General features: G+C 72.1%; 8 protein-coding genes. 3 read left to right on the top strand and 5 right to left on the bottom strand.

Annotated elements, in window-relative coordinates:
• Positions 1-100 precede the first annotated feature (100 nt).
• From OG214_RS27825 to OG214_RS27810, 4 genes are all read right to left on the bottom strand, one after another.
• Positions 101-1,324 carry an MFS transporter gene (locus OG214_RS27825; protein ID WP_363080265.1) on the bottom strand — a complete coding sequence of 408 codons (1,224 nt, stop codon included), beginning with the start codon at positions 1,322-1,324 and terminating at the stop codon, positions 101-103.
• A gap of 119 nt (positions 1,325-1,443) precedes the next feature.
• Positions 1,444-2,469 (bottom strand): endonuclease/exonuclease/phosphatase family protein, encoded by a 1,026-nt coding sequence (locus tag OG214_RS27820; protein WP_363080264.1) that lies wholly within the window; start codon positions 2,467-2,469, stop codon positions 1,444-1,446.
• Positions 2,470-2,887: 418 nt separating this feature from the next.
• The gene (locus OG214_RS27815; protein WP_405986289.1) at positions 2,888-3,505 is read right to left on the bottom strand and encodes a TetR/AcrR family transcriptional regulator; all 618 of its coding nucleotides are present in this window, start codon (positions 3,503-3,505) and stop codon (positions 2,888-2,890) included.
• A 229-nt stretch (positions 3,506-3,734) separates the two neighbouring features.
• Positions 3,735-5,351 carry an MFS transporter gene (locus OG214_RS27810; RefSeq protein WP_405986288.1) on the bottom strand — a complete coding sequence of 539 codons (1,617 nt, stop codon included), beginning with the start codon at positions 5,349-5,351 and terminating at the stop codon, positions 3,735-3,737.
• 266 nt (positions 5,352-5,617) lie between these two features.
• On the opposite strand from OG214_RS27810, the gene panB reads away from it, so the two are divergent.
• The 3 genes from panB (at position 5,618) to OG214_RS27795 (ending at position 8,774) form a co-directional block, all read left to right on the top strand.
• The gene (panB, locus tag OG214_RS27805; protein WP_363083237.1) at positions 5,618-6,538 is read left to right on the top strand and encodes a 3-methyl-2-oxobutanoate hydroxymethyltransferase; all 921 of its coding nucleotides are present in this window, start codon (positions 5,618-5,620) and stop codon (positions 6,536-6,538) included.
• A gap of 359 nt (positions 6,539-6,897) precedes the next feature.
• Positions 6,898-7,923: an ATP-binding cassette domain-containing protein gene (locus OG214_RS27800; RefSeq protein ID WP_363083236.1), complete on the top strand. Its 1,026-nt coding sequence runs from the start codon at positions 6,898-6,900 to the stop codon at positions 7,921-7,923.
• Positions 7,920-8,774, top strand: coding sequence for an ABC transporter permease (locus OG214_RS27795; protein WP_363083235.1), 855 nt, complete (start codon positions 7,920-7,922; stop codon positions 8,772-8,774). The genes OG214_RS27800 and OG214_RS27795 overlap by 4 nt, the downstream gene beginning before the upstream one ends.
• A gap of 96 nt (positions 8,775-8,870) precedes the next feature.
• Here OG214_RS27795 and OG214_RS27790 read toward each other — a convergent pair whose 3' ends face one another.
• Positions 8,871-12,620 (bottom strand): BTAD domain-containing putative transcriptional regulator, encoded by a 3,750-nt coding sequence (locus OG214_RS27790; protein ID WP_405986287.1) that lies wholly within the window; start codon positions 12,618-12,620, stop codon positions 8,871-8,873.
• Between the last annotated feature and the right edge of the window lie 256 nt (positions 12,621-12,876).

The raw sequence follows: 12,876 nt of genomic DNA, 5'->3' as shown, positions 1-12,876 counted from the left end.
TCTGGAGTCGCTCCGGCGGTCCGGAGCCGCTCCGCCCGGGGGCGGTCACGGGGGCGCGCAGTCGACGACCGGGCGCGCGGTCGACGACCGTGCCGCGTCCTCAGTCGCCGGAGGGGCTCAGCACCGGCGCTTCGGCCGGGACACTGCCCGAGGCGACGATCCGGGTCTCGCCCCGCGTCCGGCCGCCCCGGTCCAGCAGCCCCGCCGTGACCGCGATCGCCAGGCCGACCACCGCGAGGACCGCGCCGACCAGGGCCGGGGACATCCAGCCCCAGCCCGCCGCGATCGCCGCGCCGCCGGCCCAGGCGCCGCCCGCGTTGGCGAGGTTGAAGGCCGAGTGGTTCGAGGCGGAGGCGAGCGTCGGGGCGTCCTTGGCCTTGTTCATGACGAGCATCTGGAGCGGGGTGGTCGTCAGGAAGCCGATCCCGCCCAGCAGCACGACCGTCACCAGCGCCGCCCACTGCACCTGCGCCGTGAAGCGGAAGGCGACCAGCACCAGGGCGAGGGCGGCGAGCGAGACATAGAGCGTGGGCCGCAGCGCCCGGTCGGTCAGCGGTCCCGCCGCCAGCGCGCCCAGCGTCATCCCGATGCCGAACAGCGCGAGGACGATGGTGACGGAGGACTCGCCGAAGCCCATGACCTCGGTCGTCATCGAGGCCAGATACGAGTAGACGGCGAAGACCCCGGCGAAGCCGAGGACCGCGGTGGCGAGTCCGAGCAGCACCTGACGGTTGCCGAGGGCGCGCACCTCCCGGCCCAGGCTCTGCTGCGCGTCGACGGGTACGTACGGTACGAGCCGCGCCAGTGCGACCAGCGAGAGCAGACCGATCACGGTGACCACCAGGAAGGTGGCACGCCAGCCCAGGTGCTGGCCGAGCAGTGTGGCGGCGGGGACGCCGACGATATTGGCGACGGTCAGTCCGAGGAACATGGTCGCGACGGCCCGTGCCTGCCGTCCCTCGCGCACCATCCGGGCGGCGACGACCGCGCCCACCCCGAAGAACGCGCCGTGCGGCAGTCCGGCGAGCACCCGGCCCGCGAGCAGCCAGCCGAAGCCGGGGGCGAGCGCGGAGGCGAGATTGCCGACGACGAAGAGCGCCATCAGCAGCAGGAGCATCCGCTTGCGCGGGATACGGGAGCCGACGGCGGTGAGCAGCGGAGCGCCTATGACGACGCCGAGCGCGTAGGCGGAGACAAGGTGACCGGCGGTGGGCACGGACGTTCCCAGGTCGTCCGCGACATTGGGCAGCAGGCCCATCATCACGAACTCGGTGGTACCGATGCCGAAGGCGCTCACAGCGAGGGCGAGCAGGGCCAGGGGCATGAGAAACGACCTCTCCGTAGTAAGTACCTCTACGGAACAAAGCGTCTCAGGCCGTTTGTTCCGGCGGGTGAACACCGGATTGCGCCAGGCGTCCCCGTCAGGAGAACCGCACGCCAGCGTCAGGGCAACTGCACCCGGGCCGCGATCGGCAGATGGTCGCTGTCGGTGCGGGGAAGGCTCCATGAGGAGGTCGGTTCGACGCCCTTCACCATGATCTGGTCGATCCGGGCCAGCGGGAACGAGGCCGGCCAGCTGAAACCGTAGCCGTCGCCCGCCGCGCCCTGCGTCGAGCGCATCTGGGACGTGACGGCCCTGAGGGCACGGTCGTTCATCGTGCCGTTGAGATCGCCGAGCAGAATCACCCGGCCGAGCTGTTCGTGCGCGATGGCCTCGCCCAGCGCGTCCGCGCTGTCGTCCCGCTGGTTGGCGGTGAAGCCCGCGTGCAGCTTGACGCGTACGGACGGCAGATGCGCCACATAGACGGCGACCGGGCCGAGCGGGGTGATGACCGTGGAGCGCATCGCGCGGACCCAGCCGAGCCGGATGTCGACGGGCTCGGTGCCGGTCAGCGGGTACTTGCTCCAGAGTCCGACCGTGCCCTGTACGGAGTGGTACTTGTACGTGTCGGCCAGCGCCTTCTCGTACACCGGTACGGCACTGGCCTTCAGCTCCTCCAGCGCGACGACATCCGCGCCCGACCGCGCGAGGCTGCTCGCGGTGCCCTCCGGGTCCGGGTTCCCGGCGTTGACGTTGTGGGTGGCGACGGTGAGATCGCCGCCGTCGCCCGACTTGCCGAGGAGCAGTCCGCCGAAGAGGTTGAGCCAGACCACGGCGGGGAGCAGCAGGGCGATCAGCGCGGTGGCCGAGCGGCGCACCAGGGCCAGTACGAGAAGTACCGGAACGGTCAGGCCGAGCCAGGGCAGGAAGGTCTCGGTGAGACTGCCGAGGTTGCCGATCCTGTTGGGGATGTGCGCGTGAAGGATCATCAGAAGAGCGACCAGCACGGCGAGGATCGCGAGAATGATGCCGCGCCGCCAGACGCCGGGATCCCGGCGCCAGCGGCCCAACAGGGTTCTGACGCGGGATCCGGTGCGGGGCTCGTCCCCGTCCGCCGTCACCGAGTGCGCCGTGTACTCCTGCGTCATGTCCGCTGCCCTCACTGCCTTGCCTGTGCACGCCCGCCCCTGACCCTAGGGGATGTACGGGCGCTTCTCCGCCGTCAGGGGACGGCCGTACTGTCACGGAGACGAAGGCCGCGGGGCGGCGGGTTCCGATCAAGGACGGATCACGGGCGGCTGTGACGGAAGACGCATGGTCGGGGCCGTCCGGAATCCACTGTCCGCCATCCACCGTACGGGCGATTCCGCTTCCCGTACGGTACGGGCAATCGGTCTCGCGCGCTCCTCCCTGCGGCAGGACGCGCGCCTCGGAGTCGCGCCCCGGAGTCACGCCCCGGACGTACTTTCGGACATGCTTTCGAACGCGTGACTCGGGACGGTCGCTCGGGGCGCGTGGCTTGCGGACGCGTGGCTCAGGGCGCGCCTTCGGACGCGTGGGTCCGCGTCAGGGACTCGGTGTGCGCGGGCTCAGACCCTGGAGCGCCGTACGGATGATCCGCTCGGCGAGATCCTCGTCCAGCGGCGCGCCGGGCCGGTGCAGCGTACGGAGCAGCATGGGACCGATCAGCATGTCGTGCAGCAGCTCGACATCGAGATCGTCACGCAGTTCCCCCGAGGCGACCCCGCGGGCGATCACGCCCATCGTGGCCCTGCGCCGGGGTTCCACCACGGTCCTGTGGTACTCCTCCCACAGCCGGGGCTGGCTCTTCATCTGCACGGCGACGTTGTGCAGCAGGGCCGAGGAGCGCTGGGCGAGCCCGCGCCTGCGCATCGACTCCAGCATCACGCGGAGATCGTCGAGGGCCGAGGTGCCGGGCAGGGGGGCGTCGGGCGGCTCGATCTCCCGCAGGACGTCGACGAAGAGCTCTTCCTTGCCCTGCCAGCGCCGGTAGATGGTGGCCTTGCCGACGCCGGCCGTACGGGCGATGCGTTCGATGGAGAGGGTGCCCAGGGGCACACCCTCCTCCAGCAGTTTCACGACGGCTTCCAGGATCGCCCGCTCGGCCGCCTCGCTGCGTGGCCTGCCGCGCCGGTGTTCCTTCTCGTGATCCTGGTCCAGCACGCTGTTCCGCCTCCCGCCGGCCCCGTCGGCCGTTCCGTCCGTCCGTCCGCCATTGCGCCGTAGCGCCGGCCCTGTACGGCCGTACTCGCGCCGCCCTGATTCTCGTACATGACGACGGCGGGCCCGCCGGTAACGGCCGCCCGGACGCCCGCTCGGACACTCGGTCACCCCGCCACCCGGCCGCCCCGGAACGGACGGGCGGCCGGGGCGGCCGGGACCGGACCGCCGGTCAGCCCCGGGGGGTGCCGACAGCGGCGGCGGGAGCGGGCGTCTCGTCGCTCCCCGCGAGCTTCCGCGCCGGCGGCCGTCCCGGCAGGAAGAGCGCGACCACCGCGGTGCCGATCAGCGCGACCAACGCCGAGCCGATGGCCGTGACATGCATGGCGTGGAGGAACGCGTCGTACGCCGAGCCGATCAGCGGATCGCCCGCCGAGCCCATCTTCTCCGCGACTCCGAGGGTCGCCTCGATCGACTCCCCCGCCGCGTCCCGCGCGGCGGCCGGAACGGCGTCCAGGTGTCCCTCGATCCCGCCCCGGTAGGTCGCGGAGAGCACGGAACCGAGGACGGCGACCCCGAGGGCCCCGCCGACCTGCCGGAAGGTGTTGTTGATCGCGGAGCCGGAGCCGGCCTTCTCACGGGGCAGCGCCTGCATCACCGCGACGGTCACCGGCGGCATGATGTGCGCCATTCCGGTGCCCTGGACGAAGAACACCAGGCACAGCACCCAGACCGGGGTGCTCTCGCCGAAGAACGCGAACGCCGCGAGACCGCCCGCGACCAGCAGCATGCCGCCCGTGCAGACCGCGCGGGCGCCGAACCGGTCCACGATCAGCCGGGCCCGTGGCGCGAAGATCATCTGAGCGGCGGCCAGCGGCACGATCAGCAGTCCCGACTGGAGCGCGCTGTAGCCGCGCACGCTCTGGAGATAGAAGGCGGAGAAGAACGTCACACCCATCAGCGCGAAGAAGACGAGCGCGATGGCGGCGACGGCGGCGGCGAAGGCCGGCTTCCTGAAGTACGAGATGTCGATGGCCGGGTGGCTGCTGCGCTTCTCGTGCCAGACGAAGGCGGCCAGTACGGCGACACCGCCGAGCAGCGGCAGAAGTACCGAGACGTCGGTGAAGTCGGCCAGTTCGCCGCCGCGGATGATGCCGTAGACGAGCAGGACCAGTCCGACGATGGAGAGCGCGACACCCAGGGGGTCGACCCGGCCGGGGTTGGGGTCCCTGGAGTCCGGCACCAGCAGCACCATCGCGATCAGCGCGATGACGGCCACCGGGACATTGACCAGGAAGATGGAGCCCCACCAGAAGTGTTCGAGCAGCAGTCCGCCGGTTATCGGGCCGATGGCTATGCCCAGGCCCACGCTGCCCGCCCAGATGCCGATGGCCTTGGGCTGCTCGTCGCGCTCGAAGACATTCATCAGAACGGCGAGAGTGGCAGGCATCACAAAGGCGGCGCCGAAGCCCATCAGGGCGCGGTAGCCGATCAGTTCGGCCGGCGACCCGGACAGGGCGGCGAGCGCCGAGCCCGCCCCGAAGACGAAGATGCCGAAGAGCAGTACCTTCTTGCGGCCGATACGGTCACCGAGCAGGCCCGAGGTGAAGAGCAGTCCGGCGAAGACGAGCGTGTAGGAGTTGATCGCCCACTCCAGCTCGCTCTGGGTGGCTCCGATGCCGGTGGGTTCGGGGGCGGCGATCGTCTTGACCGCCACGTTCAGGATCGAGTTGTCCAGAACGACGATGAGCAGGCTGAACATGAGCACGCACAGGATCGCCCAGCGGCGGCGGTGAACGGCTTCGGGTATGCGGGGTGCGGCGACCGGGGCGCCGGACGGTGTGGACATGACGCACAGGCTAGACCAATTTCGATACGAGACCGTCTCGTATTGGAAAATCTTTACCGGCGCCGGCAGCCGGCCGCCGACCCGCGCCCGACCGGCGCCCGACCCGGTGCGCGCGGGGTGTGCGCGGGGTGCGTGGGGCCGGTGCGTGTGAGGTGCGTGGGGCCGGTGCGAGGACCCACTTCCCGAGCATGGCCTCGGGATGCCACCATGGTTACGGTCCGGGGACACCGTCAGGGTGCCTCGAGATGACGAAAGGGCCATCGGCCATGACTCTTCAGGCTGCTCAGAAGCCCCCCGCGGGAAGCCACGCCGCCAGCAGCGGGAGCGGCGACAGCGGCGCCGGCGGCGCGAAGGCGGACAACACCAAGGCGCTGTACGGCGGCACGAGCTCCCGCCGTATCACCGTCCACGACATCGCGGCGGCCAAGGAGCGCGGCGAGAAGTGGCCGATGCTCACCGCCTATGACGCCATGACGGCCTCCGTCTTCGACGAGGCGGGTATCCCCGTACTGCTCGTCGGCGACTCCATGGGCAATGTCCACCTCGGCTACGAGACCACGGTGCCCGTCACGCTGGACGAGATGACGATGCTCTCCGCCGCCGTCGTACGGGGCACCAGGCGGGCCCTGGTCGTCGGCGACCTCCCGTTCGGCTCGTACCAGGAAGGGCCCGTCCAGGCCCTGCGCAGCGCCACCCGGCTGGTGAAGGACGCGGGCGTCGGCGCCGTCAAGCTGGAGGGCGGCGAGCGCTCGCACACCCAGATCGAGCTGCTGGTGCAGGCGGGTATCCCGGTGATGGGACACATCGGACTGACCCCGCAGTCGGTCAACACCCTGGGATACCGGGTGCAGGGCCGCGGCGAGGAGGCCGCCCAGCAGCTCCTCCGCGACGCCAAGGCGGTGCAGGACGCGGGCGCCTTCGCGGTCGTGCTCGAACTGGTCCCGGCCGAACTGGCCGCCGAGGTCACCCGGATCCTGCACATCCCGACGATCGGTATCGGCGCGGGCGCCGAGACGGACGCGCAGGTGCTGGTGTACACGGACATGGTCGGGCTGACGAGCGGCAAGGTGCCGCGCTTCACCAAGCAGTACGCGAATCTCCGCCGGACGCTCGGTGACGCGGCGAGGGAGTTCGCCGACGAGGTCATTGGCGGAACATTCCCTCAGGAAGAGCACACCTTCCACTAGCCGGGACGCGTGGAGAGCGGGCACCCGGAGCGCACAGGGCCCGACTCGCGGCACACGCGTCCGAGCCCGCCCCGCCCCGCTCCGGGCGTGAGCGCCGTCCGTACGTCCGTACCCGGCCGTACGAAGAACGCTCACGGAGCACAGCACACGCGCGAAGCACGGCACGCCCTTGAAGCCACTGCCCGCACGAGCGACAGCCCGCCGATCATCCCCCGTCGGCGGGCTGTCGCATGCGGCTCTCACGTGCGGGTCTCACGTGAGGCCGTCGCGTACGGCTGTCGGGCTCCCGTCGGTTCCCTGTCGGCGGCCTGTCGGCGGCTTGTCGGTGGGTTGTCGGTGGCGGCTGGTCCACTGGTGGCATGACACGAATCGACAAGAACCCCAACGGCGGCCGCTCGGGCAACGCCGTCGAGGTACGGGGGCTGGTCAAGCAGTACGGCGGACCGCAGGGCACCCGGGCACTCGACGGAGTCGACCTCGATGTGCGCGAGGGCACCGTCCTCGGTGTGCTCGGACCCAATGGCGCCGGCAAGACGACGCTCGTCCGTATTCTCTCCACGCTCGTCCAGCCGGACGCCGGGACCGCCGTGGTCGCCGGGTACGACGTGCTGCGCCAGCCCCGCCAGTTGCGCCGCACGATAGGTCTCACCGGCCAGTACGCCTCGGTCGACGAGAAGCTCTCCGGCTGGGAGAACCTCTATATGATCGCCCGGCTCCTCGATCTCTCCCGCAAGGACGCCCGCCGCCGCTCCGACGAACTGCTGGAGCGCTTCTCCCTCACCGACGCGGCGAAGAAGCCCGCGATGCAGTACTCGGGCGGTATGCGCCGCCGGCTCGACCTGGCCGCCTCGATGATCGGCCGGCCGTCGGTGCTCTATCTGGACGAGCCGACGACCGGGCTCGACCCCCGTACCCGTAACGAGGTCTGGGACGAGGTGCAGCGGATGGTCGCCGAGGGGGCCACCGTCCTGCTCACCACCCAGTACATGGAAGAGGCCGAGCAGCTCGCGAGCGAGCTGACGGTGATCGACCGCGGCCGGGTCATCGCGAGCGGCGGGGTGAACGAGCTGAAGGCGAAGGTCGGGGGCCGCACGCTCCAGATCCGGCCGGCGGATCCCGCGCAACTCCCCGCGATGGCGCGGGCGATCGCCGAGACCGGGCTCGACGGGGTCTCCGGCACCCAGGCCGTCCCGGACGAGGGACTGCTGTACGTACCGATCCTGAGCGACGAGCAGCTCACCGCGGTCGTCGGCCTGCTGGGCGAGCGCGGCTTCGGCATCGCCCATATCGGCACCCATCTGCCCAGTCTGGACGAGGTGTTCCTGGCGATCACCGGCCAGAAGACCTCCGTGTCCGACAACGCACCCGAGGAGATCGCGGTATGAGCACGACCACACTGCCCACCTCCGCCCCCGGGCGGACGCCCGTGCCGTCCCCGGTCCAGGCCGGCGAGGGCCGGATCGGCCTGCGCGCCAATCTCCGGCACATCGGCGCGCTGGTGCGCCGTAACGCCCTCCAGATCAAGCAGGATCCGGAGTCGATGTTCGACGTCCTGCTGATGCCGGTCATCTTCACGCTGCTGTTCGTGTATGTCTTCGGCGGCTCGGTCGGCGCGAGCCTCGGCGGCAGCCGGGACTCCTATGTGAACTATGTGATCCCCGGTCTGATGGCGATGATGGGTATGAACATCGCGATGGCCGTCGGCACGGGGATGAACGACGACTTCCGCAAGGGGGTCATGGACCGGTTCCGCACGATGCCGATAGCCCGGTCGTCCGTACTGATCGCGAAGATCGTGGTCGAGATCGGCCGGATGCTGGTCGCCACCGCGATTCTGCTCGGCATGGGCTTTCTGCTCGGCATGGAGATCAAGACATCGGTGGTGGAGCTGGCCGGGGCCGTGGGGCTCTCCCTGGCGTTCGGTGCCTCGCTGATGTGGATCTTCATCCTGCTCGGTCTGACGATGAAGACGGCGCAGGCGGTCCAGGGGGTGGCCATGCTCGTGCTGATGCCCTTGCAGTTCGGCTCGTCGATCTTCGCGCCGCCGTCCACGATGCCCGGCTGGCTCCAGACCTTCACCGACTACAACCCGCTCTCCAATCTGGCGGACGCGGCGCGGGGTCTGATCAACGGCGGTCCGGTCGCGGACTCGGTGTGGGTGACGCTGGCGTGGGCGGTGGGGATCACGGTGGTGACGGCTCCGCTGGCGGTGGCGAAGTTCCGCAAGAAGTCCTGAGGACGGGGGACGGGGGTACGGCCGTCCGGCCCCGGAAACGGGCCGCTCGGACGGACCGGCCGGTCGAAAGGACCGGCTGGCCGGACGGAGCGCCGGTCAGACGGAGCGTACGAGGGTGACGGCCTCCTCCATGGTGAGACCGTCGCCCTCGGCGTGGGCCGCCGTGAACGCGGTGTCACCGAGGGCGGCCGTCGCGGCCCTGCGCGCGTTCATCAGCAGGTCCCGCTCCGCGGAGGCTCTGACGTGCCCGGGGGGCAGGAGCCCTTCGTACGCGCCGATGAGCCGGGCCGCGAGGCGTGCCCGCTCGTACGCCCGGCGGTCGGCGCCGGGGCGGACCGGTCCCGCGAGTGCCCAGGCGGTCGTGAGCATATGGACCGCGGCCATCTCCGGCGCGACCATCCGGGAGAGCGGGGAGAGCGACTTCTCCAGGGCCTCCCGGGACGCCTCCAGCGCCCGCGTCCAGTGGCCCTCGGCGCAGTCCAGCGAGGCGAGGGCGCCCTTCACGAACCCTTCGAAGATGTCCAGGGTGCCGTGGTGGAAGCTCTCCCGCAGCGGCTCCAGTTGCTCCCGCGCCTCGGCTACCCGTCCGGTACGGCCCAGCCACATCGCGAGGAAGAGCCGGACGAACGGAATCACCTCATGGGCCGTCTCACGGCCCTGGGCGAGTACGTCGCGGAGGATGCGTTCGCCTTCCTCGCCCCGGCCCATCTCCACCATGGCCTGCGCGAAGCGGGAACGGAGCAGGGCGACCTGGCTCTGTGCGCCGAGCCCCTCGGCATGGCGGATGGCGGCCGTGTAGTCCTCGGCGGCGAGTGCGTACTCACCACGTCTCTCCCTGGCCTCGCCCCGGGCGGAGAGCGCCTCGGCGGCCCCCCAGGTGTCACCGAGCCGGTCGTAGATCTCCAGGCTGCGGTCGGCGTCACGGCCCGCGCCGCCCGCCCAGTCGCTGCGGTTGGCCAGGACGTTGGCCCGCAGATGGAGCAGGCCGGCCAGCTCCCACTCGTAACCGAACTCCTCACAGGCCCGTACGGTCTCGTCGAGGGTCGTGTGCAGCCGGTCGGCGTCACCGCTGAGCATGACGGCGAAGAAGGTCATGGTGCCGGGGAAGCGGCAGGTCTGCGGCAGGCCGGGACCGTAGGCGGTGGCCACCCGGTCCAGCCAGGCGAGCCGTTCGGGAGTGGTCCAGTCCTCGGCCACATGGTCCATGGTGATCACTTCGATCAGCCGTACCTCGCGTCTGGCCTCCTGGAGCAGTTCGGGGGTCATGGGCGGTGGCGCGTCCGTGCAGCGCCGCGGGAGGGGCGGGGACGGGGCGACGGGAGGGGCGAACGGATCGGGACCGAGGAGCGCGGCGGCCCGCGCCCACTGCCGGGCGTCGGCGCGCAGATCGAGCATCTGCCAGAACCAGCCGAGGGAGAGGACGAGACAGAGCATCTCGTGCTCGTCGCGGGCGGCGTGGGCGCGGCGGAGCGCGGTACGCAGATTCTCGTACTCCAGCCGCAGCAGGGCCATCCCCGCGCGCTGACCACGGCCGCGCAGCAGGGGGTCGGTGGTGCGGGCCAGTTCCCGGTAGTGGACGAGATGCCGCCGCTCGGCACCGGCGCGCTCACCGGCCTGGTCGAGCCGCTCCGCGGCGTACTCGGCGACGGTCTCCAGCAGCCGGTACCGCATGTCGCCGTCCGGCGAGGGCGCGGCGACGACAAGGGACTTGTCGATGAGCGAGCCGAGGATCCCGGCGATGTCGCGGGAGGAGACGGTGTGCGCGGGGCCGACGGCGGGGGCGGCGCCGGCCGGGACCGTCCCGGAGGAGGCCCGCGGCGACAGGGTGCCGTCCGTCGCCGTGGCGTGGGCCGTGTCGTCCACGAGGACGGCGCCGGGGACGCGCTTCGCGTCCGCCGGCCCGGCGGTCCCTGACGCGGTGGTCCCTGACGCGGCGGCCCCTGACGCGGTGTCATACGCGGCTGGTGCGGGACGGGGCGCATGGCCGGTATCGCCCGGCGGACGGGGCCGTGCCGCGTCGGCCGCCGAGGTGTCCGGCCGCGTGGCGGCACCCGGCGGCGTCGTGTCGTCCGCGCAGACCGACTCCGCGGCCGTCAGGGCGCAGCCGCCCGCGAAGACGGACAGACGGCGCAGTACGGCGCGTTCGGGGGCGGTGAGGAGGTCCCAGGACCAGTCGACGACGGCGCGCAGGGTCTGCTGGCGTGGCAGTACGGTCCTGCTCCCGCTCGTCAGCAGCCGGAACCGGTCGTCCAGACGGTCCGCGATCTGACGTGGCGTCAGCATACGTAGCCGCGCCGCCGCCAGCTCGATCGCCAGCGGCAGCCCGTCCAGGCGACGGCAGATCTCCGCCACCGCCACCGGGTCGCCCTCCGGGTCGAACCCCGGCAGCACCGCGCGCCCCCGCTCAGCGAACAGCCGGTGCGCCGGATCCGGCGGCAGCGGCTCCACCGGGCGCACCACCTCTCCCGGCACCCCCAACGGCTCACGGCTGGTGGCGAGTACGCGCAGTCCGGGGCAGCGGGTGAGCAGGGTCTCGGCCAGGGTCGCGGCGGCCTCCACGACGTGTTCGCAGTTGTCGAGCAGCAGCAGCATGCGCCGCCGCGCGCAATGCTCGGCCAGCCGGACCAGCGGCTCGCCGCCCTGTCTGTCCGCCGCCCGCAGTTCCTCGCCGCCGGCCCCGCGCAGCACGGTCTCCCGCGCCCCGAGTGCGGCCAGGACGGCCTCGGGAACGGTCTCGGGATCGTCCACCGGCGCCAGTTCGGCCAGCCACACGCCGTCGGGCCAGTCCTCGGCCACCCGCTCGGCGGCCTCCTGCGAGAGCCGGGTCTTCCCGGCCCCGCCCGGCCCCAGCAGCGTCACCAGCCGGGCCCGTCCGAGGTCCGCGCGGATCGCCTCGATGTCGCCTTCCCGGCCCACGAAACTGGTCAGCCGGGCCCGCAGATTGCCCTGCGCCCTGCCGCGCGGATCCGCTGCCTGGCCCGCGCCGCCCGCTCCCGTACCGCGCGCTCCCGTACCGCCCGCCTCCGTACGGTCCGATCCCGTACCGCCCGCCCCCGTACCGCCGGTCTCCCCGCCGTCCGCTCCCGCGCCGTCCGCGCCCCCGGTCCCGGTCCCGTCGTCGGAACCGTCCGCGTGAAGCAACTCCGCGTGCAGTGCGCGGAGTTCCGGGCCCGGGGTCGTGCCCAGGCGGTCGGCCAGCGCGCGGCGGACACCTTCGTACGCCGCCAGCGCCTCGGCGGGACGCGAGGCGTCACGCAGGGCCCGGATACGGAGGGACTGGAGAGGTTCGTCCAGAGGGAACTCTCCGCAGAGCGCGGCCAGTTCGGGCAGTGTCTCGTCCGCGCGGCCCAGGGCGAGCACGGCCGTGAGCCGGGCCCTGCGGGCCTCCAGACGGCGGCTCTCCCAGCGGGCCGCCTCGGACCCGCGGTCCGGGAGGTCGGCCAGCACCGGACCGCGCCAGAGTGCGAGCGCGTCGTCGAGGAGGCCCGCCGCCTTGGCCGCGTCGCCCTCCCCCAGCGCCCGCGCCCCCTCCGCCGCCAGCCGGCCGAAGCGGTGCAGGTCCACGTCGTCCTCGTCCGCGCACAGCCGGTACCCGCCGTCCGCCGACAGGACCGCCGCGGGCCCCAGCGCCCGCCGCAACCGCCCGACCAGCGCCTGGAGCGCCCCCACCGCGTCGGCGGGCGGATCGCCGTCCCAGACCTCGGCGACGAGCGTTCCGGCCGTCACCGTATGTCCCGGCCGCAGCGCGAGAACCGTGAGCAGCGCACGCAGCCGCGCGCCACCGAGGGCGACGGCCGTGCCGTCGTCGTGCAGTGCCCGAGTGGTGCCGAGAACGCGGTAGCGCATCCGCCCATTGTCCGTGACGCCGCCCGGTCGGCGGCCCCGCGCCCCGGTTCGCGTGCCCATGTGCCGATTCACACATCCCGGGCGGTACGCCCGCGCCGCCCCGGACCGTATGCCCGCGACACCGATCGGGTCCCTCCGGAACTCAGACTGGCAGGCGAGACGTTTTCGACGCGGCGGCCCCGGCGACGCGGCGGCCACGGCCGCTGTACGGTCGGGCAGGCCCGACCGCCGTCACCACCCTCCCGGGGAGCCCCGC

This window comes from Streptomyces sp. NBC_00872 (assembly GCF_045161915.1).
In the GTDB taxonomy this organism is placed as follows: domain Bacteria; phylum Actinomycetota; class Actinomycetes; order Streptomycetales; family Streptomycetaceae; genus Streptomyces.
Note: the sequence above shows the minus strand (reverse complement) of the source record. Positions and strands in the feature narration are given on the sequence as shown.

Excerpts from the sequence above, each read along its gene's own strand:
- OG214_RS27800 (WP_363083236.1), top strand. The coding sequence starts at position 6,898 with ATGACACGAATCGACAAGAACCCCAACGGCGGCCGCTCGGGCAACGCC.
- OG214_RS27825 (WP_363080265.1), bottom strand. The coding sequence starts at position 1,324 with ATGCCCCTGGCCCTGCTCGCCCTCGCTGTGAGCGCCTTCGGCATCGGT.
- OG214_RS27820 (WP_363080264.1), bottom strand. The coding sequence starts at position 2,469 with ATGACGCAGGAGTACACGGCGCACTCGGTGACGGCGGACGGGGACGAG.
- OG214_RS27795 (WP_363083235.1), top strand. The coding sequence starts at position 7,920 with ATGAGCACGACCACACTGCCCACCTCCGCCCCCGGGCGGACGCCCGTG.
- OG214_RS27790 (WP_405986287.1), bottom strand. The coding sequence starts at position 12,620 with ATGCGCTACCGCGTTCTCGGCACCACTCGGGCACTGCACGACGACGGC.
- panB (WP_363083237.1), top strand. The coding sequence starts at position 5,618 with ATGACTCTTCAGGCTGCTCAGAAGCCCCCCGCGGGAAGCCACGCCGCC.
- OG214_RS27810 (WP_405986288.1), bottom strand. The coding sequence starts at position 5,351 with ATGTCCACACCGTCCGGCGCCCCGGTCGCCGCACCCCGCATACCCGAA.